At 72.7% G+C, this 21,798-nt stretch carries 16 protein-coding genes; 4 read left to right on the top strand and 12 right to left on the bottom strand.

Annotation, left to right across the window (positions count from 1 at the left end; translation table 11 throughout):
* Window positions 1-148: 148 nt before the first annotated feature.
* From ACF1BE_RS24275 to ACF1BE_RS24285, 3 genes are all read right to left on the bottom strand, one after another.
* Complete coding sequence (locus ACF1BE_RS24275) at window positions 149-2,893, bottom strand: protein kinase (protein ID WP_392201118.1); 2,745 nt, start codon at window positions 2,891-2,893, stop codon at window positions 149-151.
* 165 nt (window positions 2,894-3,058) lie between these two features.
* Window positions 3,059-5,080 (bottom strand): serine/threonine-protein kinase, encoded by a 2,022-nt coding sequence (locus ACF1BE_RS24280; RefSeq protein WP_392201119.1) that lies wholly within the window; start codon window positions 5,078-5,080, stop codon window positions 3,059-3,061.
* Between the two features lie 724 nt (window positions 5,081-5,804).
* Window positions 5,805-7,514 (bottom strand): glycerol-3-phosphate dehydrogenase/oxidase, encoded by a 1,710-nt coding sequence (locus ACF1BE_RS24285; protein ID WP_392201120.1) that lies wholly within the window; start codon window positions 7,512-7,514, stop codon window positions 5,805-5,807.
* Window positions 7,515-7,796: 282 nt separating this feature from the next.
* Between ACF1BE_RS24285 and ACF1BE_RS24290 the strand changes: the two genes are divergently transcribed.
* The gene (locus ACF1BE_RS24290; protein ID WP_392201121.1) at window positions 7,797-9,005 is read left to right on the top strand and encodes a nucleotide sugar dehydrogenase; all 1,209 of its coding nucleotides are present in this window, start codon (window positions 7,797-7,799) and stop codon (window positions 9,003-9,005) included.
* Between the two features lie 218 nt (window positions 9,006-9,223).
* On the opposite strand, the gene ACF1BE_RS24295 is transcribed toward ACF1BE_RS24290, so the two are convergent.
* From ACF1BE_RS24295 to ACF1BE_RS24310, 4 genes are all read right to left on the bottom strand, one after another.
* Window positions 9,224-10,348, bottom strand: a complete 1,125-nt coding sequence (locus tag ACF1BE_RS24295) for a GuaB3 family IMP dehydrogenase-related protein (protein WP_392201122.1) — start codon at window positions 10,346-10,348, stop codon at window positions 9,224-9,226.
* Between the two features lie 137 nt (window positions 10,349-10,485).
* On the bottom strand, window positions 10,486-11,994 hold the full coding sequence (gene guaB / locus ACF1BE_RS24300; protein WP_392201123.1) for an IMP dehydrogenase: 1,509 nt from the start codon (window positions 11,992-11,994) through the stop codon (window positions 10,486-10,488).
* Between the two features lie 163 nt (window positions 11,995-12,157).
* A complete protein-coding gene (locus tag ACF1BE_RS24305) occupies window positions 12,158-12,745 on the bottom strand; it encodes a sigma-70 family RNA polymerase sigma factor (protein WP_392201124.1) in 588 nt (195 codons plus the stop codon).
* An 846-nt stretch (window positions 12,746-13,591) separates the two neighbouring features.
* The gene (locus ACF1BE_RS24310) at window positions 13,592-14,203 is read right to left on the bottom strand and encodes a response regulator transcription factor (RefSeq protein ID WP_003948568.1); all 612 of its coding nucleotides are present in this window, start codon (window positions 14,201-14,203) and stop codon (window positions 13,592-13,594) included.
* Between the two features lie 381 nt (window positions 14,204-14,584).
* On the opposite strand from ACF1BE_RS24310, the gene ACF1BE_RS24315 reads away from it, so the two are divergent.
* Window positions 14,585-14,914, top strand: a complete 330-nt coding sequence (locus ACF1BE_RS24315) for a WhiB family transcriptional regulator (RefSeq protein ID WP_392201125.1) — start codon at window positions 14,585-14,587, stop codon at window positions 14,912-14,914.
* A gap of 152 nt (window positions 14,915-15,066) precedes the next feature.
* Here ACF1BE_RS24315 and ACF1BE_RS24320 read toward each other — a convergent pair whose 3' ends face one another.
* The gene (locus tag ACF1BE_RS24320) at window positions 15,067-15,975 is read right to left on the bottom strand and encodes a LysR family transcriptional regulator (RefSeq protein WP_392201126.1); all 909 of its coding nucleotides are present in this window, start codon (window positions 15,973-15,975) and stop codon (window positions 15,067-15,069) included.
* 82 nt (window positions 15,976-16,057) lie between these two features.
* On the opposite strand from ACF1BE_RS24320, the gene ACF1BE_RS24325 reads away from it, so the two are divergent.
* Both ACF1BE_RS24325 and ACF1BE_RS24330 read left to right on the top strand, forming a co-directional pair.
* Window positions 16,058-16,726 carry an MOSC domain-containing protein gene (locus ACF1BE_RS24325; protein ID WP_392201127.1) on the top strand — a complete coding sequence of 223 codons (669 nt, stop codon included), beginning with the start codon at window positions 16,058-16,060 and terminating at the stop codon, window positions 16,724-16,726.
* Between the two features lie 51 nt (window positions 16,727-16,777).
* Window positions 16,778-17,551 (top strand): SDR family NAD(P)-dependent oxidoreductase, encoded by a 774-nt coding sequence (locus tag ACF1BE_RS24330; RefSeq protein WP_392201128.1) that lies wholly within the window; start codon window positions 16,778-16,780, stop codon window positions 17,549-17,551.
* A gap of 157 nt (window positions 17,552-17,708) precedes the next feature.
* Here the strand turns inward: ACF1BE_RS24330 and groL are convergent, their stop codons facing one another.
* The 4 genes from groL to ACF1BE_RS24350 all read right to left on the bottom strand — a co-directional run bounded on the left by groL (window position 17,709) and on the right by ACF1BE_RS24350 (window position 21,739).
* A complete protein-coding gene (groL, locus tag ACF1BE_RS24335) occupies window positions 17,709-19,331 on the bottom strand; it encodes a chaperonin GroEL (RefSeq protein WP_392201129.1) in 1,623 nt (540 codons plus the stop codon).
* A 120-nt stretch (window positions 19,332-19,451) separates the two neighbouring features.
* Window positions 19,452-19,760 (bottom strand): co-chaperone GroES, encoded by a 309-nt coding sequence (groES, locus tag ACF1BE_RS24340; RefSeq protein ID WP_066995800.1) that lies wholly within the window; start codon window positions 19,758-19,760, stop codon window positions 19,452-19,454.
* 246 nt (window positions 19,761-20,006) lie between these two features.
* Window positions 20,007-20,816, bottom strand: coding sequence for a polysaccharide deacetylase family protein (locus ACF1BE_RS24345; protein ID WP_392201130.1), 810 nt, complete (start codon window positions 20,814-20,816; stop codon window positions 20,007-20,009).
* A complete protein-coding gene (locus ACF1BE_RS24350; protein WP_392201131.1) occupies window positions 20,813-21,739 on the bottom strand; it encodes a polysaccharide deacetylase family protein in 927 nt (308 codons plus the stop codon). The genes ACF1BE_RS24345 and ACF1BE_RS24350 overlap by 4 nt, the downstream gene beginning before the upstream one ends.
* Window positions 21,740-21,798 lie beyond the last annotated feature (59 nt).

Raw genomic sequence — 21,798 nt, forward strand, 5'->3', positions numbered from 1 at the left:
CCGCTCAAGTGCGGTGGCGGTACGTGGCGGTGGCCCGCTCGGCCGTCGCACCGGTACGGCCGGTGCGACCCGCTCAGCGGCTGTGCCTTCCGGGTACGCCCGTCCATGACCTGCTCAACTCGCTCAGCGGTACGCCCCCGTGACCTGCTCAACCACTCAGCCGGTACGTCGTGGTGGCCTGCTCGTACAGCCGGGTGACCTTGTCGCGCTCGGCCTCCGGGCCGCGCACCTGGATGACGTGGTAACGCCCGTTCAGCAGCAGCGCCATGTTCCGCACGAACAGGTCCCGCCCCTGCCCGTCGGTCCAGGTGAACTGCCCCTCCACCATCGTCCGTCCGCCCACCTCGATGGTCCGCAGCCCGGTGGCCGTGGCCCAGCTGGAGTCCCGGTACGGCTGGAGTTCGCGCTCCTTGTCCCGCTGATAGACCATCGGATCACTGCCGAACGCCGAGGTTCCGTCGCGTCCCGGTACGACGATCAGTTCGAAGTTCCCGTGCGTGTAGACCACTTGGCCGCTGCCGTTCTTCGGGGTGCGGTGCCAGCCCTCGGCGACGGCGACCTGGAAGCCGTCCGGGTCCTTGCGCAGGGTGAAACCGTCGGCGACGGCGGAGTCGCCGCCCGTCTGCGTCTCGGTCGCGGGCGCGGAGGCGGAGGCGCCGCCGTCCGGTGCGCCCTGCCCGGCCGACGCCTCCGCGGAGCGGGACGGCACGGGTCCGGTCTGCCCGGCGGCCCCGGTACGGCCACGATCCGCCGCGCCGCTCTGACCCTGTTTCGGCATGAAGAGCAGCGCGTAGGCGACCACGCCGGCCAGCAGGAGCAGGATCAGCAGGAGCAGGGTGCGGCCCAGGCTGCGCGGCGAACGGGCGCCCTCCCGGCCCCGCTTGTGCCGGCCGTGCGGATGGGCCGCGGGCAGCCCGGCGCGGCGCCGGCGCACCAGCTCGCCGCGGCGCCGGACGATCGGCAGCCGGCGCGGGTCGGCGGGCGGCACGGGCACGACGTGGATGCCGGCGTCCGGTTCGGGCGCGGAGCGCACCAGCGACCGCAGCCAGCCGCTCAGCTCCTCGGTCTCGGGTCGCTCGGTGGGGTCCTGACGCAGCAGCGATTCCACGACCGGCCGCAGCGGGCCGCACTCCTCGGCGAAGGCGGGTGGCTCCGCGCAGACCAGCTGGACCAGCTCGGCCGTCGACTCCTCCGGGTACGGCGCGTGCCCCTGCACCGCCCGGAACAGCAGCGCGCCCAGCGCCCACAGGTCGGTGGCCGGGCCGATCGGCGCCGCCAGCTGCCAGTTCTCGTGCACGGGCCCGGCCTGTTCCGGCGCCCACCGCTCGGTCACCGGCCCCACGACGGTCATCCGCACCTGCCGGGCCCGCTCCGCGGCCAACGCCGTAGCGGGCCCGCGCCGCACGACATCGCCCTCGTCCCAACGGGCGGCCGACGACGCGGTGACACCGGAGGCCACGCCCGTCCGGCCGGCAAGCGCGGAGTGCTCATCGTGCCGGCCGGGGCCGGGAACGGCGGTGGGTTCCCCGTGACGGCCGGGGCCGGGAACCGCGCCGGGGTACCTGCCGGGATCGGGGTCCGGCGTCCGTCCCGGGCCGTGTCCCTGTCCCGGCACGGGCGCGTGTCCCGGCTCCCCCGGGGGGAACCCGGGCCGCTGCGCTCCGCCGCCCGGGGCCGGGGCCGTACCACCCGGACCGGTGCGCCGCGCGGCGCCGTGCCACGGGGCGCCGCGCACTCCGTACGGGTCGGCCATCCGCTCGGACGGCATCGCGCTGCCCGTCTCCGAGGCGTACGGCGACGGCGCCGGGTCGTCGGCTCGGCGGGCACCGGTCCCTGCCTCGGTCGGCGGACGGGCCGCGGGCAGGGCGGCGCGCCCGTTCTGCTGGGCCTCTTGCACCCGGGCGGCGGCCCGGGCGCCCGCACGGTAGGCGGCGATGGCCCCGGCCCGGGCGGCGCGGATGTCCGCCCCGCTCTCCAGGGCCCGCTGCCCCGCCGGCCCGGACGCACCGGCACCGGTCACCTCGCCGGTCCCGGGGTCCGGCAGCCCGCCGGCAGCCCGCGCCTGGATGGCGGCCCGGCGCGCCGCCTCGGGATCGGCCCCCGCGGCCGGCCCACCACCCGGACCGGCCCCGGCGAAGCCCCCGGAACCGCCGGAGACCGCGGGCACACCGAGGACTCCGGGAACGCCGGGAGTTCCCGCGTCCCGCACGCCTCCCGGAACATCGCCCCCGCGTCCGTCCCCCGCGTCCGTCCCGCCCGCCGTGAACCCCTCCGGAACCGGCACCGGGTCGTACCCGCACAGTGCCTCCTCCGCCGCGCCGACCGCGAGACCGGTCAGCATCACGCGGCCGTCGTCGCAGACGAGGACCGTGCGGGCGGTGAGGTTGCGGTGCACCCAGCCGTGGGCGTGCAGCACCCGGAGCGCCATGAGGACGTCGGAGGCGACCTCGGCCGCCCGGTACGGCGACAGCGGTGCCTCGGTGAGCAGGGCGGCCAGCGGGCGCGCGGCCACCAGCTCGCTGACGATCCACAGCGACCCGCCCTCGGCGAACACGTCGAAGACCTGGTCGAGACGCGGGTGGTCGGGGATACGGGCGGCGGCCTGCGCCGCCTCGACGGCACGGCGCACCGCCGGGTCGGCGGGCTGCCGGGTGGCGGTCCTGGCCTCGGGCGTCCGGCGGGATGCGCGCTCCCGTGCGGTGAACCCCTCGGGCAGCCCCTCCGCGTCGAGGACCTCGGCCTCGACGACCTCCGGCAGCGGGACCTGCCGGACCAGGACCTCCTGACCGCTGTAGGTGTCGAAGGCGCGGGTCTCGGTGAGTTCGTACGCGTCGGACGGCGGGAGTGGCAGGCGGTAGCGGTCGGCGAGCACCCGACCCGCGTAGTCGTCCACTTGGCCTCCCCCGGCCGCCCGAGTTCCGTCACTTCCGTCCGTCGTACGGCCCGTCTCGCACACGCTTGCGGCTGCGTACGGTCCGCGACCATTCACGATACGTGCCGGAGGCAACCCGCACGGAGTGGATGACGGATTCTCGCGCACCAAACCGGCGCGCCCCGCCTACGACTTGGGCGTGAAGGACTTCGTGAGCGTCTTCCAGGTGTCCTTGCGCAGATCGCCGTGCCAGTCGGCGCCCTTCGCGGTGTACATCAGCGCGTAACCGAGGTGGTCGTTCACCACGAAGCCACGGTCGATCGTGCGGTACCCGGTGCCGCCCTCGTCGTAGGTGAACTCCCAGTCGGCCGTGTTCCAGCCGCGGTAGCCGACCTTCTCGATGCGAATCTTGTGGTACTGGGAGCGCACCATGTAGCGCTCCTGGTTCTTCCAGTCCGCCACCGGGTCGCCCTTGGGCGTGCCGGTCCAGGCGACGAGCAGTTTCTGTCCGGCGGGCCCGGTGTAGCGGTCGCCGGCGGCTCCGGTGGTCCGGTACTGCCATCCCTTCGGCAGCCCGATCGAGTAACCCTGGCCGCTCTTGCGGGTCGAGACCGCCGGAGCGCTCCCGCCGTCCTTGCCGGCGTCCTTGCCGCCGTCCTTCCCGCCGGACGTGCCGGAGTCGTCGGCCGACGGGCTCGCGCCGGAGTCCGGCCCGGTGGCCGGGGCCGACCCGGTGCCGGCCGGTGCCGCACTCGCGCCGTCCGTCCGCTTCCCGGTGGCCGTGCCACCGCCCGTCTTCCTGTCCTCCTTGGTGGACGCGCCGGCGCTCGCCGCGGCCTTGGCGCCGTTGTTCCCGGCGTTCTTGTCGTCGCCGCCCAGCGTGAGGGCGAGCACGGTGCCGAGCACCGCGAGAGCGACGATCACGGCGATGATGACGAGCGTGCGCCTGGGCACCACGTCGGTCAGCGGTGCCCTGGGCACCGGCCGCGGCGGCAGGTCCAGGTCCGGCGGCGGCACCACGGGCCAGCCGGAACTCCGCTTGGCCGGACCGCGGTCCGGCGCGGATCCGGAACCCTTCGCGGGAACGGCCGGCTTCCCGGCCGGACCGGCGGCCGCCGGTCCGGCCGAGGCGGACCGCGCCTCGGCAGCCGCGCCGCCGGCCGCCGGGGCCGCCGCCTCGCTCGTGGTCCTCGGCCGCGACGCCGCCGCGCCGGCCGCCTTGCGGACCGAACGCAGCGCCCCGCGCAGTTTCTCCCCGGCCTCCTCGGCACGCTTGCCGTCGGGCGGACCCGGCTGCGCCGGCAGCGGAACCACGCGTGTGGCGTCCATCGGCTCCTGCTCGGGCGCCTGGATCACCGCGTTGAGCATCGCCCGGGCCGCGGCGTCGTCGAGCCGCTGGGCCGGGTCCTTGGTCAGCAGGCCGTAGATGACGTCCCGCAGCGGTCCCGCGTGCTTCGGCTCGTCCAGCGACTCGGTCATCACCGCGGTGAGCGTGGCGATGGCCGAGCCCTTGTCATACGGCGGCACCCCCTCGACCGCCGCGTACAGCAGACCGCCGAGCGACCACAGGTCGGCCGCCGGTCCGGGCTTGTGGCCGCGGGCGCGCTCCGGGGAGATGTAGGAGGGGGCGCCGACCAGCATGCCGGTGGAGGTGATGGACGGGTCGCCCTCGACCTGCGCGATGCCGAAGTCGGTGAGCACGACCCGGCCGTCCTCGGCGATGAGCACGTTGGACGGCTTCACGTCCCGGTGCAGGATGCCCTGGCGGTGCGCGGAGCGCAGCACGTCGAGGACGGCGAGCCCCACCTCGGCGGCGCGCTTCGGCTTCAGCAGGCCGTCCTCGCGGATGACCTCGGCGAGTGACTTGCCCTCCACCAACTCCATGACGATCCACGGCCGGTCGTCCTCGTCGACCACGTCGAAGACCGTCACCGCGCTGTTGTTGCGGATCCGGGCGATCGCCTTGGCCTCGCGCAGGGTGCGCGTGATCAGGCGCCGCTTCTCCTCCTCGTCGATGTTCGTCGGGAACCGCAGCTCCTTGACGGCGACCGTCCGGCCGAGGGTCTCGTCCTCCGCGCGCCAGACCGTGCCCATGCCGCCGCGGCCCAGCACGTCTCCCAGCCGGTACCGCCCGGCGAGGAGACGCCGCTCGCCGTTGTCCTGACGAGTCTCCTGACGGGGTGTTCCCGCCCGCTCCGTCTCCGACATGCGTCCCCTCATACAACCCGCCCTGACAGAGCCTCCATTGTCTCTTACCCCGCAAGTGGCCGATGCCCAGGGTGCCCATGGCCGAAGTCCGCCCCCCGCGCCCCCGAAGCCCTGGTGAAGCGGGCGTTCCGCTTACCGGGATGATGGGCCGCAAGAGGGGAGAAACCGGGATGCCGACGCTTCGGACACTCCCGGCCATACCGGCGTCCCAGGTGCTGCCGGTACCCCATACGGCCCTCCCGGGCCGCAGCGGTGAACGTTCGCCGCGCCCGTGGTGCCCCGGCCGGCCGGGGATCACCGGCTCCCCGTCCGCCCGCTGAGGCGGCGTCCGCCGGGGCTGCCCCACGGGCGCGGCACCGGCGGCCGGCACCTCACCCCGCGGGCCCCGGCACTTCACCCCGCGGGCCGGCCGGCTTCACTCAAGTCACGCAACGAGCGTGGTCACTGAGCACGTCTCAGGCACATCGCACTCGATCTCCCTCCGGCCCACCCGGGCCGCCCCTCTGCTCCGGCACCGGCTACGCCAACCGCGCCCGACCCGCGAACGGCCGGCGCGGCGGGTGAGCCGGTGACCGTCCCGGTCGGCCCGGAGCGCTTCCGTCCGGCTCTGCCCGCGGCCAGGTTCTGCCCTGGCATCCGGTAGAACGAGCCGGTTCCGAACGAGGATCCCGATGCGCGACACTCGTTCGAGTGAAAGCTTCCCGGCCGGGGGCGCCAGCGGTGTTCAGGTGAGCGGCACGATGTCCGGCGCTCCCAGCCGGGCCGCGTCCGCCGTCTGGTCGTCCGGCTGGAGCTGGGACTCCCGCTCGGCCTCCACGCGCTTCTCGTAGTGCTCGACCTCGCGCTCGATCCGGTCCTGGTCCCAGCCTAGGACCGGCGCCATCAGCTCGGCCGCCTCCCGGGCGCTGCGCGTGCCCCGGTCGAACGTCTCGATGGAGATGCGGGTGCGGCGGGTGAGGACGTCGTCCAGGTGACGGGCGCCCTCGTGCGAGGCGGCGTACACCACCTCGGCGCGCAGGTAGTCGTCGGCGGCCCGCAGCGGCTCACCGAGCGCGGGGTCGGCCGTGACGAGGTCCAGGACCTCCTCGGCCATCGAGCCGTAACGATTCAGCAGGTGTTCCACGCGGACCACGTGGAGTCCGGTGCGGGCAGCGATCCGCGCCCGCGCGTTCCACAGCGCCTGGTAGCCCTCCGCGCCCAGCAGCGGGGTCTCCTCCGTCACGCAGTCGGCGACACGCGCGTCGAGACCGTGCACGGCCTCGTCCACGGCGTCCTTCGCCATCACCCGGTACGTCGTGTACTTGCCGCCCGCCACGACCACGAGCCCCGGCGCCGGGTGGGCGACCGTGTGCTCACGGGAGAGCTTGCTGGTGGCGTCGGACTCGCCGGCCAGCAGCGGGCGCAGCCCGGCGTACACGCCCTGCACGTCGTCGCGGGAAAGCGGCACGGCAAGCACCGAGTTGACGTGTTCCAGCAGGTAGTCGATGTCGGCGCTGGACGCGGCCGGATGTGCCTTGTCGAGGTCCCAGCCGGTGTCGGTGGTGCCGACGATCCAGTGCCGGCCCCAGGGGATGACGAACAGGACCGACTTCTCGGTGCGCAGGATCAGGCCGGTGGTGGAGTGGATGCGGTCCTTGGGGACGACCAGGTGGATGCCCTTGGAGGCGCGGACGTGGAACTGGCCGCGCTCCCCCACCATGCCCTGGGTGTCGTCGGTCCACACGCCGGTTGCGTTGACGACCTGCCGGGCCCGGATCTCGTACTCCCCGCCGGCCTCCACGTCCCGCACCCGGGCGCCGACGACACGCTCGCCCTCGCGCAGGAACCCGGTCACGCGCGCGCGGTTGGCCACCTTCGCGCCGTACGACGCCGCCGTGCGCACCAGGGTGGTCACGAAGCGGGCGTCGTCGACCTGGGCGTCGTAGTACTGAAGGGCGCCGACGAGGGCGTCCTTGCGCAGGCAGGGGGCGACACGCAGGGCGTGACGGCGGGTCAGGTGGCGGTGCACCGGCAGGCCCCGGCCGTGGCCGCGGGCCATGGACATCGCGTCGTAGAGCGCGACGCCCGAGCCGGCGTACAGCCGCTCCCAGCCCTTGTGCTGGAGCGGGTAGAGGAACGGCACCGGCTTGACCAGGTGCGGGGCGAGCCGCTCCAGGAGCAGGCCGCGCTCCTTGAGGGCCTCGCGGACGAGCGCGAAGTCGAGCATCTCCAGATAGCGCAGGCCGCCGTGGATCAGCTTGCTGGACCGGCTCGACGTGCCGGACGCCCAGTCGCGGGCCTCGACCAGGCCGGTGGTCAGGCCACGGGTGACGGCGTCCAGTGCGGTGCCGGCACCGACCACTCCGCCGCCGATCACCAGGACGTCCAGCTCGCGCTCCGCCATCGCCGCCAGTGCCTCGGCGCGCTGCGCCGGCCCCAGAGTCGCTGTCCTCACCGCTGCCTCCCGATGTCGCAAGACGTGCTCACGTCGGCCGCACCCGGTGGGCGAAGCCCGGTTCATCCCCTTCTCATGCCCAAATTCTGACCGCGTCGTCCGACTTCGGCCACCAGGTGCTGACACCCTGTGGACAACTCCCGCAGAACCCCTGGAAGACACACGAACACAATCACACATAACGGTCATATGTGTACCTAGTCTGACAGTGCACTCGCTCGTCTTGTCCACAGCGGTTGCGTACCTGTTCCGCTTCGGCTACTGGGAAGGACGGCCCACGCCATGCCCGCAGACCTCGCCGTCATCGGACTCGGTCCCTACGGCTTGCCGCTCGCCCAGGCCGCCGTCGCCGCCGGCATCGCCACCATCGGATACGCCACCGGCCCCGAGGCCGGCTCGCTCAGCCCGGCCGAGCTGCGCCGGATGCACGCGTCGGGCTTCCGGCCCGGCACCGACCCGGCCCAGCTCGGCCGGGTGCGCACCGCGGTGATCTGCGCGCCCACCCCGCGCGGCGCCGACGGCGGACTCGACCTCGGCCAGGTCGAGGCGGCGGCCCGCACCCTGGCCGAGCAGCTCCGCCCGCACACCACGGTCATCCTGGAGTCACCCGTGCTGCCGGGCACCACGGAGGAGTTCCTGCGCCCGCTGCTGGAGAAGGGCTCGGGTCTGCGCGCCGGCCGCGACTTCCACCTCGCCTACTCCCCCAGCCGGGTCGACCCCGGCAGCCGCGACCACACCCCCGCCGGCACGCCGAGGGTCATCGGCGGCCTCACCCCCGCCTGCACCGAGTCGGCCGCCGCGTTCTACGGCCGGCTCACCGACAAGGTCGTCCGCGCGCGCGGGCTGCGCGAGGCGGAGACGGTACAGCTGCTGGAGACCAACTACCGGCACGTCAACATCGCGCTCGTCAACGAGATGGCCGTCCTCTGCCACGAGCTGGGCGTGGACCTGTGGGACGTCATCCGCTGCGCGGAGACCAAGCCCTTCGGCTTCCAGGCGTTCCGGCCCGGTCCGGGCGTCGGCGGCCACGGCGTCCCCCAGGACCTGACCGGCCACGCGACCCGCACCCTGCGCATGGTCGAACTGGCCCAGCAGGTCAACAACCGGATGCCCCGGTACGTCGTCCGGCGCGCCGCCACGCTCCTCAACGAGCACGGCAAGTCCGCGCGCGGCGCCCGCGTCCTGCTCCTCGGCGTCACCTACAAGCCCGACCTCGCCGACCAGCAGGGCACGCCGGCCCAGGAGATCGCCGTACGGCTGATGGAGCTGGGAGCGGCCGTCAGCTACCACGACCCGTACGTGCCCGCGTGGAGCGTCCTGGACCGCCCGGTCCCGCGCGTGGACTCCTTCTACGAGGCCGCCGCCGACGCCGACCTCACGATCCTGCTCCAGCAGCACCGCACCTACGACCTCCAGGGGCTGTCGGTGAAGGCGCAGCTGCTGCTGGACACGCGGGGCGCCACGCCCACGGGGGCGGCACACCGGCTGTGAACGGGCGCGTGTCCCGCGGCGGCGGCCCGCCACCCGGCAACCGGCACGCGCACCGGCCGGGGCACGCGCGAGGGGCCCGACATGCGCGAGGGGCCGGCCACCCGTCCGGGTGACCGGCCCCTCGGGCGTCGTGGGAACCAGGGTCTTCCGTTCGGACGGGGCTGGCTCAGGGAGCGGTGCCAGGGCCCGCGAGCCCGGCATGATCCGAACGAGAGGGCCTAGCGGCGGTGCTGGGAGTCCGCCACCGTGACCTCGACCCGCTGGAACTCCTTCAGCTCGCTGTAGCCGGTGGTGGCCATGGCGCGGCGCAGGGCGCCGAAGAAGTTCATCGAGCCGTCGGGGATCCGGGACGGGCCGGTGAGGATCTCCTCGATCGTGCCGACCGTGCCGAGGTCGACCTTCTTGCCGCGGGGCAGCTCCTCGTTGACGGCCTCCATGCCCCAGTGGTGGCCCTTGCCGGGCGCGTCGGTGCCCCGGGCCAGCGGGGAGCCCATCATCACCGCGTCGGCACCGCAGGCGATCGCCTTGGGCAGGTCGCCGGACCAGCCGACACCGCCGTCCGCGATCACGTGCACGTACCGGCCGCCGGACTCGTCCATGTAGTCACGGCGGGCCGCGGCCACGTCGGCGACGGCGGTGGCCATCGGGACCTGGATGCCGAGCACGTTGCGCGTGGTGTGCGCGGCGCCGCCGCCGAAGCCGACCAGCACGCCGGCCGCGCCGGTGCGCATCAGGTGCAACGCGGCGGTGTACGTGGCGCAGCCGCCGACGATGACCGGTACGTCCAGCTCGTAGATGAACTGCTTCAGGTTCAGCGGCTCGTGCGAGGACGACACGTGCTCCGCCGACACCGTCGTACCGCGGATGACGAAGATGTCGACGCCCGCGTCCACGACCGCCTTGGAGAACTGGGCGGTGCGCTGCGGGGAGAGCGCGGCGGCGGTGACCACACCGGAGTCGCGCATCTCCTTGATGCGGGCGCCGATCAGCTCCTCCTTGATGGGGGCGGAGTAGACCTCCTGGAGACGGCGGGTGGCCGTCTCGGCGTCCAGCTCGGCGATCTCGTCCAGCAGCGGCTGCGGGTCCTCGTACCGGGTCCACAGACCCTCGAGGTTCAGCACGCCGAGGCCGCCCAGCTCACCGATGCGGATCGCGGTGGCCGGGGAGACCACGGAGTCCATCGGGGCGGCCAGGAAGGGCAGCTCGAAGCGGTAGGCGTCGATCTGCCAGGCGATCGAGACCTCCTTCGGGTCCCGCGTACGGCGGCTGGGGACGACGGCGATGTCGTCGAAGGCATACGCCCGGCGGCCGCGCTTGCCGCGCCCGATCTCGATCTCAGTCACGTCTTGGGCCTTTCCCTGATGCGTTTCAGCGTCTTCCAGTATCGCCGACGGACACGGCAACGGCGGCCCCGCGTGGTGCGGGGCCGCCGTCGACGGCCGTCACGCGCGCGTGCAGGCGCGTGCGTGCTGCCTGAGAGCTACCTCTTGCTGCTGTAGTTCGGCGCCTCGACCGTCATCTGGATGTCGTGCGGGTGGCTCTCCTTCAGACCCGCCGAGGTGATCCGCACGAACCGGCCGCCCGTCTGGAGCTCGGGCACGGTCCGGCCGCCGACGTAGAACATCGACTGGCGCAGGCCGCCGACCAGCTGGTGGACGACGGAGGACAGCGGGCCGCGGTAGGGCACCTGGCCCTCGATGCCCTCGGGGATCAGCTGCTCGTCGGAGGCGACGCCCTCCTGGAAGTAGCGGTCCTTGGAGAACGACCTGCGCTCGCCACGGGTCTGCATGGCGCCGAGGGATCCCATGCCGCGGTACGACTTGAACTGCTTGCCGTTGATGAACAGCAGCTCGCCCGGGGACTCCTCGCAGCCCGCGAGCAGCGAGCCGAGCATGACCGTGTCGGCGCCGGCGACCAGGGCCTTGGCGATGTCGCCGGAGTACTGGAGGCCGCCGTCGCCGATCACCGGGACACCGGCGTCCTTGGCGGCCAGCGCGGCCTCGTAGATGGCGGTGACCTGCGGGACGCCGACGCCGGCGACCACACGGGTCGTACAGATGGAGCCGGGGCCGACGCCGACCTTGATGCCGTCGGCGCCCGCGTCGACCAGGGCCTGGGCGCCGTCGCGGGTGGCGACGTTGCCGCCGATCACGTCGACACCGGAGGAGTTCGACTTGATCTTGGCGATCATGTCGCCGACCAGCCGGGAGTGGCCGTGCGCGGTGTCCACGACGATGAAGTCGGCACCCGCCTCGATCAGGGCCTGGGCGCGCTCGTAGGCGTCACCGGCCACACCGACCGCCGCGCCGACGAGCAGGCGGCCCTCGGCGTCCTTGGCGGCGTGCGGGTACTTCTCCGCCTTGACGAAGTCCTTGACCGTGATCAGGCCCTTGAGGACGCCCTCGTCGTCGACCAGGGGCAGCTTCTCGATCTTGTGCTTGCGCAGCAGCTCCATGGCCTCGGGGCCGGAGATGCCGACCTTGCCGGTGACCAGCGGCATCGGGGTCATGACCTCGTGCACGCGGCGGCTGCGGTCGTTCTCGAACGCCATGTCGCGGTTGGTGACGATGCCGAGGAGCTTCTTGTCCCCGTCGGTCACCGGCACCCCGCTGATGCGGAACTTCGCGCACAGCGCGTCCGCCTCGGCGAGGGTGGCCTCCGGGTGGATGGTGATGGGGTCGGTGACCATGCCGGACTCGGAGCGCTTCACCAGGTCCACCTGGTTGGCCTGGTCCTCGATGGAGAGGTTGCGGTGCAGGACGCCGACGCCGCCCTGGCGGGCCATCGCGATCGCCATGCGGGCCTCGGTCACCTTGTCCATGGCGGCGGACAGCAGCGGGATGTTGACCCGCACGTTCTTGGAGACGTACGAGGCGGTGTCGATCTCGTCGGGTGCCATGTCCGACGGGCCCGGCAGCAGCAGCACGTCGTCGTAGGTCAGCCCGAGTGTCGCGAATTTTCCGGGCACTCCGTCGACGTTGGCAGTCATGACACCTTCCCCAAATGGCCTTGCTCGGTGCGGATGTCCATGCTAACGGGAAGCGTCGCCAGCAAATTCCACGATGCCGGGTCGCTTCAGGCTTCGTACGTTCGTACGGAAACCGCGGCGCGCCTGTTCAGCGACGGGCCAGCAAGGCCCCGCACAGGGGGGATTACTGTTCGGCGAGCGCACGCAGGCGGCTCAGTGCCCGGTGCTGGGCCACGCGGACCGCGCCGGGTGACATTCCCAACATCTGCCCCGTCTCCTCCGCGGTCAAGCCCACGGCGATGCGCAGCAGGAGCAGTTCGCGCTGGTTCTCGGGGAGGTTGGCCAGCAGTTTCTTGGCCCACTCGGCGTCGCTGCTGAGCAGGGCCCGCTCCTCGGGGCCGAGGGAGTCGTCGGGCCGCTCGGGCATCTCGTCGGACGGCACCGCGGTCGACCCGGGATGGCGCATGGCCGCCCGCTGGAGGTCGGCGACCTTGTGGGAGGCGATGGCGAAGACGAACGCCTCGAAGGGGCGGCCGGTGTCGCGATAGCGGGGCAGGGCGAGGAGCACGGCCACGCAGACCTCCTGGGCGAGGTCCTCCACGAAGTGGCGTGCGTCGCCGGGGAGCCGGGACAGCCGGGTGCGGCAGTAGCGCAACGCCAGCGGGTGCACATGGGCGAGCAGATCGTGCGTGGCCTGCGCGTCGCCGTCGACGGCCCGGTGCACGAGCGCGCCGATCGGCCCGTGGGCCGTGCCCGCCTCGTCGTCGCGCATCGGTCCATGGTGCCTTGCGGCCGTCCGGTCCGTCGCATCGTGTCCGTGGTTGTGCACCGAAGCGTTATGAGCAGGTGCGCCGGCACTCATTCCCTGCGCCCTCCCCTTCCGCTCGACCGACTCGTCCCCGAGAGACTCCACACCTCAAGGATGCGGCATCCGCGCCGAAACGAGCAGCGCGCGTCCGGCGGGCCGCCTCGCACCTCGCCTGTCGGGAGATGGGGCGGGCTGGTGTTCCGGGGCGCGTACGCCCGGAGCGTGTGACCCCGGAGCGCGCGCCGCAGGCGGTTGCCGCCGGCGCATCCCGTACGAGCACGGACACCGTCACTCGGGCGGACGCCGGATGCGATCGCACGGGGCGCCGTTACCCCCGGAAACCATACGGGCACGCACACCGGGTGCCGACCCGGGGCGGGGCCGGGAAGCGGCCCCCGGTCGGCCCGGGATGCGGTTCCGCCGTACGGACCGCGCGGGCCGGAAGCCCGGAGCGGCCGCGCGGACCGGGCCTCCGGAAACCGGGGACGACTGCGTGCGCCGGGTCCACCGATGCCGCACGACATCCACATCCCCGCGGCATCGCGAAGGAACTCACGGCGACCCGAGGCGACACCCGGCGACCCGAGGCGACACCCGGCGACCGGGGGCGGCCTCCGGTGCCCCACCGCGCTTCCGGCGACCTGACGGCACCGACCCGGCACTCGCGCGGCACCCGTTCCGCTTCCCCCGGGCGGTCCGTCCGCCGTCGGGTCGGCCGGCCGGTGGCGAGGGAGATCGGGAGGGAGAACGGTAGGCGGGGCGCTGCCGGGCGGGGCCCGGCAGGAGACGCCCCGCGGAGGCGCCCAGCCGCTACCGGACCAGTCCCCAGCGGAAGCCGAGGGCCACCGCGTGGGCCCGGTCGGAGGCACCGAGCTTCTTGAACAGGCGCCGGGCGTGGGTTTTCACGGTGTCCTCGGAGAGGAACAGCTCGCGGCCGATCTCGGCGTTGGAGCGGCCGTGGCTCATGCCCTCCAGCACCTGGATCTCGCGCGCGGTGAGCGTGGGCGCGGCGCCCATCTCGGCCGAGCGCAGTCGGCGCGGGGCCAGGCGCCAGGTGGGGTCGGCGAGGGCCTGGGTGACCGTGGCCCGCAGTTCCGCGCGGGACGCGTCCTTGTGCAGGTAGCCCCGCGCGCCCGCGGCGACCGCCAGGGCCACGCCGTCGAGGTCCTCGGCGACCGTGAGCATGATGATGCGCGCGCCCGGGTCGGCGGACAGCAGCCGGCGCACGGTCTCTACGCCGCCCAGGCCGGGCATGCGCACATCCATGAGGATGAGATCGGAGCGGTCGGCGCCCCAGCGGCGGAGGACTTCCTCGCCGTTGGCCGCCGTCGTCACGCGCTCGACACCGGGCACGGTCGCGACCGCGCGGCGGAGCGCCTCTCGGGCAAGCGGGGAGTCGTCGCAGACGAGGACGGATGTCATGACCGCCCTCCGCAGCTGATGCGCGTCACCTTGAGCCTCCAGGCTGGTACGGAATCGTCACCTGTGCGGTCGACCGTCTCGGACGCCTGCCCGAGCGCTTGTTTCTTCAACCGCCTCCGCACTCTCAACGACGGTCACTCGAAAGAGTTACGGGGCCGCGTGCCGTCTTCGGCACTCTATGTGAGGGCGTCGACACGGTGCAGACATGCCCGCCGGACCCTCAACTTTTCATCACAACGTATGACCCATTCAGCCGCTTTTCTTCCCGTTTCGTGGTGTCCGGGGCTAGATTCGCAATGAGTCATATTTTCATCTCCTTAGATCGGAGAAGTACGGTCGTTGGCACCGTTTCCGCCCAGAACGGCTACAAGGGGTCACGTAATGGCAGATTTCTCCCGCCTTCCCGGACCGAACGCGGACCTGTGGGACTGGCAGCTGCTGGCTGCCTGTCGCGGCGTGGACAGCTCGCTCTTCTTCCACCCCGAGGGCGAGCGCGGGGCGGCTAGGAGTGCTCGCGAGAACTCGGCCAAGGAGGTCTGCATGAGATGCCCGGTCCGTGCGCAGTGCGCCGCGCACGCACTGGCGGTGCGCGAGCCGTACGGCGTCTGGGGCGGCCTGACCGAGGACGAGCGCGAAGAGTTGATGGGGCGGGCCCGCCACCGCCTGGTGTCGGCGTCGACCACCAGCGGTGACACCGCCCCTGAGCATTGAAGGAACGTTTCTGCAAGAATCCACGACCCACTCCTCAGCGGGCACGCGCGCGCGGCCGTGACCCGCCGGGCAGCTGCTGCACACGGGCGAGGAAGCCTGGACGCGCCCGCCCGCCTGCGCCCCGCCGGCCCCGGCCGGCTGTCCGCGCCGCGCTAGCCGCGTCCTGCGGTCCGCGCCGCGCGGGCCAGCTGTTCCAGCGTCGCCGCCACGGCCGGCACCCGTGCCAGGTCGGGCAGGGTGAGGGCGACGATCTCCCGCCGTACCGCCGGTTCCAGCCGGACCGTCCGCGCACCCCTCGGCCGTACCGACTCCACCGCCAGCTGCGGCAGTACGGCGACCCCCAGATCCGCGCCGACCAGGCCGACCACCGCCGGATAGTCGTCGGTGGCGAAGTCGATGCGCGGAGTGAAACCCGCCTTCTCGCACACCGCGACCAGCTGGCCGCGGCAGCGCGGGCAGCCCGCGATCCAGGGCTCGGCGGCCAGCTCGCCGATGGCGACGGCGTCCGCGCGCGCCAGCCGGTGCCGTTCGGGCACCAGGGCGACCAGACGGTCAGTCAGCAGGGGCCGTACGACGAGATCGTCCCAGTCCTCGGCGACCGGCGCGCCCTCGTAACGGAAGGCCAGGGCCAGGTCGCAGTCCCCCTCGCGCAACAGTTCCACGGACCTCGGGGGTTCGGCCTCCTCCAGGGAGACGCGGGTGCCGGGATGGGCGGCGCGCAGGGCGGCCAGGGCGGTCGGGACCAGCGTGGAGCTTCCGCTGGGGAAGGAGACCAGCCGGACCCGGCCGGCGCGCAGACCGGCGATGGCGGCGACCTCCTCCTCCGCCGCGGTGAGCCCGGCGAGGATGCCGGAGGCGTGCCGGACGAGGGCCTCGCCCGCCTGGGTGAGGCGCATCTCGCGGCCGGCGCGGACCAGCAGCGGGGTGCCGACGGAAGCCTCCAGAGCCTTCATCTGCTGGCTGACGGCCGGCTGGGTGCAGCCCAGCTGGCGCCCCGCCGCGGAGAAGGAGCCGGTGGTGGCGACGGCGCGCAGAACGCGGAGATGACGGGCCTCGATCACTCCCGGAGTATAAGACGGCCTTGGGCGGGACGTCCGATCACGCTTCGGCACTTTGAGGGCCAGGTCCCGTACCGTGCGAGGAATGAAGGTTCTCTCGGTGAATCTGGGCCGCCCCCGGCGCGTGCCCTACACGGGTCAGCCGGACGGGCTGACCGGTATCGACAAGCGGCCGGCCGACGGGCCGGTGCGGGTGGCGGCGCCCGGGCCCAAGGGGATCGGCGGGAGCGGACTCGCCGGGGACGCGGTGTGCGAACGGCGCTACCACGGCGGGAACGACCAGGCGGTGTACGCGTTCGCCCGTGAGGACCTCGACGCGTGGGAGCGCGAACTCGGCCGGCCGCTGGCCGACGGCTGCTTCGGCGAGAACCTGACGACGGAGGGCCTGGACGTCTCCGGGGCGCTGATCGGCGAGCGCTGGCGGATCGGTCCCACGGTGGTGCTGGAGGTGACCTCGGGCCGTGTTCCCTGCCGTACGTTCCAGGGCCATCTGGGCGAGCGCGGCTGGGTCAGGAGGTTCACACGGAAGGGCGCATCGGGTGCCTACCTCCGGGTGATCGAGCCGGGCGAGATCCAGGCGGGCGACGCCGTGGAGATCGTGCACCGGCCGGACCACGGGGTGACGGCGGCGTTGCAGTTCCGCGCGGTCACCACCGACCGGGACCTGCTGCCGGGGCTGCTCGTCGCGGGCGACGCCCTGCACCCGCAGACGCTGGCGGCGGCCCGCGCGTACCTGGCGGCGCGAACCGATTGAGGGGCCGTCACCGCATCGGACCCCGTCGGCCCGGGTCACTACGCTTGGGCCATGACAACGGCTCTGATTACGGGATCGACCGCGGGAATCGGTGCCGCGTTCGCGCGGCGGCTCGCGGCTGACGGGCACGACCTCGTCCTGGTGGCCCGGGACACCGGGCGGCTGCGCGAGCAGGCGACCGAACTGCACGACCGGCACGGCATCGAGGTGGAGGTGCTGACCGCCGACCTGTCCGAGGACAAGGGCATCGAGGCGGTCGCCGACCGGCTCGGCGACCGGAAGAACCCGGTCGACCTGCTGGTGAACAACGCCGGCTTCGGCAACAAGGGCCGCTATCTGGACGTGCCCATGCCGGACGAGCTGAAGATGCTCAAGGTGCACTGCGAGGCGGTGCTCCGGCTGACGTCGGCGGCGGCCGGGGCGATGCGGGAGCGGGGCCGGGGCGGGGTGGTGAACGTCGCCTCCGTGGCCGCCTTCGTCCCGCGCGGTACGTACGGCGCGTCCAAGGCGTGGGTCGTGCAGTTCACCCAGGGCGCGGCGAAGGACCTGGCCGGCAGCGGGGTCCGGCTGATGGCGCTGTGCCCGGGCTTCGTGCGCACCGAGTTCCACCAGCGGGCCGGCATGGGCACGGACAACATCCCGGGCTGGATGTGGCTGGACGCCGACAAGCTGGTCACGGCGGCCCTTGCCGACCTGGCGCGCGGGAGGACGGTCTCCGTACCGGACCCCCGGTACAAGGCGCTGATGGGCCTGGTGAAGGTGACGCCGCGCGCGCTGCTGGGCGGGATCAGCTCGAAGACCGGGCGCAAATACGGGCCGCAGTAGCGCAGGGATGACGCCGCCGTCCCGGTGCCCAGTGGGAGGACGGGGGGACGCCACCGGGCCGGGCGGACCGGGGAAGGGGGACGGCGAGGCGCACGGCGGACAGGGCGAAGGCCCGGTCCCTGGCCGGGACCGGGCCTTCACTCGGGCGCGTGCTCGCTCAGTGAGCGTGACCGTGGCCGTGGCCCGCGGCCTCCGGCTCCTCTTCCTTCTTCTCGACGACCAGGGTCTCGGTCGTGAGCAGCAGGGAAGCGATGGAGGCGGCGTTCTCCAGGGCGGAGCGGGTGACCTTGACCGGGTCGATGACGCCGGCCTTGATCAGGTCGCCGTACTCGCCGGTGGCGGCGTTGTAGCCCTGTCCGGGCTCCAGGTCCGCGACCTTGGAGACGATGACGTAGCCCTCCTGGCCGGCGTTCTCGCCGATCCAGCGCAGCGGCTCGACCACGGCCTTGCGGACCACGGCGACACCGGTGGCCTCGTCGCCGGTCTTGTCCAGGTTGCCGGCCAGGACCTTGGAGGCGTGCACCAGGGCGGAACCGCCACCGGAGACGATGCCCTCCTCGACCGCGGCGCGGGTCGCGGAGATGGCGTCCTCCAGGCGGTGCTTCTTCTCCTTCAGCTCCACCTCGGTGGCGGCGCCGACCTTGATCACGCACACGCCGCCGGCCAGCTTCGCGAGGCGCTCCTGGAGCTTCTCGCGGTCCCAGTCGGAGTCGGTGTTCTCGATCTCCGCCTTGATCTGCGCGACGCGGCCGTGGACGTCCTCGGTCTTGCCGGCGCCGTCGACGATCGTGGTGTCGTCCTTGGTGACGGTGATGCGGCGGGCCGAGCCCAGCACGTCGATGCCGACCTGGTCGAGCTTGAGGCCGACCTCCTCGGAGATGACGGTGCCGCCGGTGAGGGTGGCGATGTCCTGGAGCATGGCCTTGCGGCGGTCACCGAAGCCGGGGGCCTTCACCGCGACGGCGTTGAAGGTGCCGCGGATCTTGTTGACGACCAGGGTCGACAGGGCCTCGCCCTCGACGTCCTCGGCGATGATCAGCAGCGGCTTGGAGGCACCGGCCTGGATGACCTTCTCCAGCAGCGGAAGCAGGTCCGCGATGGCGGCGATCTTGCCCTGGTGGATGAGGACGTACGGGTCCTCCAGGACGGCCTCCATGCGCTCCTGGTCCGTCACGAAGTACGGGGACAGGTAGCCCTTGTCGAAGGCCATGCCCTCGGTGAAGTCCAGCTCCAGACCGAAGGTGTTGGACTCCTCGACGGTGATGACACCGTCCTTGCCGACCTTGTCCATCGCCTCGGCGATCAGCTCGCCGACCTGCTGGTCCTGGGCGGACAGCCCGGCCACGGCGGCGATGTCGGACTTCTCGTCGATGGGGCGCGCCGTGGCCAGCAGCTCGTCGGAGACGGCCTTGACCGCGGCGTCGATGCCCTTCTTCAGGGCGCCCGGGGAGGCACCGGCGGCGACGTTCTTCAGGCCCTCGCGCACCAGCGCCTGGGCGAGCACGGTGGCGGTGGTGGTGCCGTCACCAGCGATGTCGTTGGTCTTGGTCGCCACCTCCTTCACCAGCTGGGCGCCGAGGTTCTCGTACGGGTCCTCGAGCTCGACCTCGCGGGCGATCGTGACACCGTCGTTGGTGATGGTGGGGGCGCCGAACTTCTTGTCGATGACGACGTTGCGGCCGCGGGGGCCGATCGTCACCTTCACCGTGTCGGCAAGCTTGTTGACGCCGCGCTCAAGGGCGCGACGGGCGTCCTCGTCGAACTTCAGGATCTTCGCCATGACAGCGGGAGCCCTCTCCGAAATCAGTGGGTGAAAAGAGACTGCGCCCCGGGCGCCCGGCTTCTTGTCGATTCGCGGGGGCCAGGGGCGCAGCTCAGAGCAGCGAAGTGCTTGAGGTGACTACTTCTCGATGATCGCGAGGACGTCGCGAGCCGAGAGGACGAGGTACTCGTCGCCGTTGTACTTCACCTCGGTGCCGCCGTACTTGCTGTAGAGGACGACGTCACCGACCTTGACGTCGAGCGGCAGACGCTCGCCGTTCTCGAACCGGCCCGGGCCCACGGCGAGGACGGCGCCCTCCTGGGGCTTCTCCTTCGCGGTGTCCGGGATGACCAGGCCAGAGGCCGTGGTCTGCTCGGCGTCCAGCGGCTGGACCACGATGCGGTCCTCGAGCGGCTTGATGGCAACCTTGGAACTGGTGGTCGTCACGATCCGACCTCCCCCTTCGGAGATCTCACGGGGTTGACTGTCTGAGGTGGCGACCAGGTCGATCCGTCGTCGCGGGTGCCGGATCTGCCCGTCGCTGTGTTGGCACTCTCGACTGCCGAGTGCCAGGGCCGAGACTATGACCGCGATTAGCACTCGGTCAAGCGGAGTGCCAATGCGCGCGGCGCGTCGTCCCGATTCGGGGGGTGGCGGAGCGCCCCGCCGACGTACCGGCGGCCGGTGCCGCTCCTACAGATAGTCCTCGAGGCGTCCGACGGTCAGCCCGCGTTCCTGCACCTTGCGCAGCACCCGCGCCGTGCGTTCGCGCAGGGACGGGCCCGTCGACTCGTCCGGGCCCACGAGGACGATGTCGCCGGGGCGCAGCCGGTGCGGGCCGTGGCTGTAGACGAGGCCGGCCGGGGTCAGGGCGGCGCGCCACAGGGCGACCGCCGTGATGCCGCAGTCCGCCGCCGCGCGCAGGGTGGTGGTGTCGTACGAGCCGTACGGCGGGCGGAAGAGGCGCGGGCGGACGCCGAGGCGGGCGCGGAGCCGGTGCTGCTGGCCGCAGATCTCGGCGCGCTGGGAGGCGTACGGCGTGCCGGCCGGCGCCCGGTGGTCGAGGGTGTGGTTCTCGATGCCGGCGCCGAGTGCGCGCAGGCGGGCGAAGTGTCCGTAGCCGGGGCCGGCGACGCTGTCGGTGAGGAACATGCTGACCGGGAGCCGCAGTTCGCGGACCATGTCGACGAAACGGGGGTCCCGTTCGGCGCCGTCGTCGTAGGTGAGGAAGACGACCCGGTCGCGGGTGGGGACGTGGTCGGCCACCGGGGGCAGGGTGTGTGCCCCCGGGCGCACGGAGAGCGGCCGGGCGGGGTGCAGCGGGGCACGCGCGAGCGGTTCGGTCAGCCCCCAGTGGCGGTAGCCGCGGTCGGGGGCCGGGCCGTGCGGGCGCACGCCTTCGGCGGCCTTCTTGCCGAGCCGCTCGATGGGGTCGACGGACGGGGCGCAGCCCGTCAGGAGCAGGGCCGCGGCGAGGACCGCGGCCGGGCCCCGCGGCCTCACAGGTAGTCCTCCAGGCGGGCCACGGCGTAGCCCTCGCGCGTGACCTTGTCCAGGAAGCTGCGCATGTCGTCCACCATCGTGCCGTTCCAGTCGTCGCGGCCGCGGAAATGGGTGAGGACGATGTCGCCGGGGTGCAGGCTGCGGTCCCACTCGCGGTACTCCCAGTGGTCCACGAAGACCTCTTCGTCCCAGATGGGCGCGTATTTGATCCCGCAGGACCTGGCGGCGCGCAGGGTGTCACCGTTGTAGTTGCCGTACGGCGGGCGGAAGACGGTGGGCGCCTTGCCGAACTGCTTCTTCATGATGTCCTGCATGCCGCAGATCTCGTGCCTCTGCTCCTCGTAGGACAGTCCGGGCAGGTAGGGGTGGGTCAGGGTGTGGTTGTTGAGGGTGACGCCCTCTGCCTGCATCCTGCGGAAGTAGCCGTAGTCCTCCTTGACGAGGTAGTCGCTGAGGAAGGCCGTGTACGGGATCTTCAGCTCGCTCATCATGCGCAGGAACGCGGGGTCCTTCTCCGCGCCGTCGTCGATGGTGAGGAAGACGACCTTCTGCCGGGTGGGGATGGTCGTGAAGACCGGTGGGAGCCGCTCCTCCTCCTGCCCGTCCACCTCGAAGCCGTCCCGGGCGGTGATCTCGGGCTTCCTCGCGGGCGGGGCCGGGGGGGTGAGCGGGGTGCGGTCCAGGCCCCAGCGGTGGGCGGCGGCGGCCAGCCGGGCGTGTTCGGCGGCCTGGCGTGCGTGTTCGGCGGCCTGGCGGGTGCGCGGGTCCGGGGCGCGGGCGGGGCCGCCCTGTCCGGCGGCCGGTTCGGTGCCGCCGGCGCAGCCGGTGAGGAGGGCGGCGGCGGCCAGCGCGAGAGCTCCGCAGCGGACGGCCACCGGCACGCCCGATGCCTGACTTTTGTCATTTTGTACTACTACTCGCATGGTGTCGGATCCTCCCAGGCCCCGGCCCCCGCCCCGGGCCGACACCGCCACCGGACGCG

Origin of the sequence: Streptomyces sp. NPDC014991 (assembly GCF_043080665.1) — a bacterium.
Taxonomy (GTDB): Bacteria; Actinomycetota; Actinomycetes; order Streptomycetales; family Streptomycetaceae; genus Streptomyces.

What these genes read in the sequence shown, in the direction of transcription:
- ACF1BE_RS24280 (WP_392201119.1), bottom strand. Translation starts at nt 5,080, where the DNA reads ATGTCGGAGACGGAGCGGGCGGGAACACCCCGTCAGGAGACTCGTCAG.
- ACF1BE_RS24325 (WP_392201127.1), top strand. Translation starts at nt 16,058, where the DNA reads ATGAAGGTTCTCTCGGTGAATCTGGGCCGCCCCCGGCGCGTGCCCTAC.
- ACF1BE_RS24305 (WP_392201124.1), bottom strand. Translation starts at nt 12,745, where the DNA reads ATGCGCGACGACGAGGCGGGCACGGCCCACGGGCCGATCGGCGCGCTC.
- ACF1BE_RS24350 (WP_392201131.1), bottom strand. Translation starts at nt 21,739, where the DNA reads ATGCGAGTAGTAGTACAAAATGACAAAAGTCAGGCATCGGGCGTGCCG.
- groL (WP_392201129.1), bottom strand. Translation starts at nt 19,331, where the DNA reads ATGGCGAAGATCCTGAAGTTCGACGAGGACGCCCGTCGCGCCCTTGAG.
- ACF1BE_RS24310 (WP_003948568.1), bottom strand. Translation starts at nt 14,203, where the DNA reads ATGACATCCGTCCTCGTCTGCGACGACTCCCCGCTTGCCCGAGAGGCG.
- ACF1BE_RS24290 (WP_392201121.1), top strand. Translation starts at nt 7,797, where the DNA reads ATGCCCGCAGACCTCGCCGTCATCGGACTCGGTCCCTACGGCTTGCCG.
- ACF1BE_RS24315 (WP_392201125.1), top strand. Translation starts at nt 14,585, where the DNA reads ATGGCAGATTTCTCCCGCCTTCCCGGACCGAACGCGGACCTGTGGGAC.
- guaB (WP_392201123.1), bottom strand. Translation starts at nt 11,994, where the DNA reads ATGACTGCCAACGTCGACGGAGTGCCCGGAAAATTCGCGACACTCGGG.
- ACF1BE_RS24330 (WP_392201128.1), top strand. Translation starts at nt 16,778, where the DNA reads ATGACAACGGCTCTGATTACGGGATCGACCGCGGGAATCGGTGCCGCG.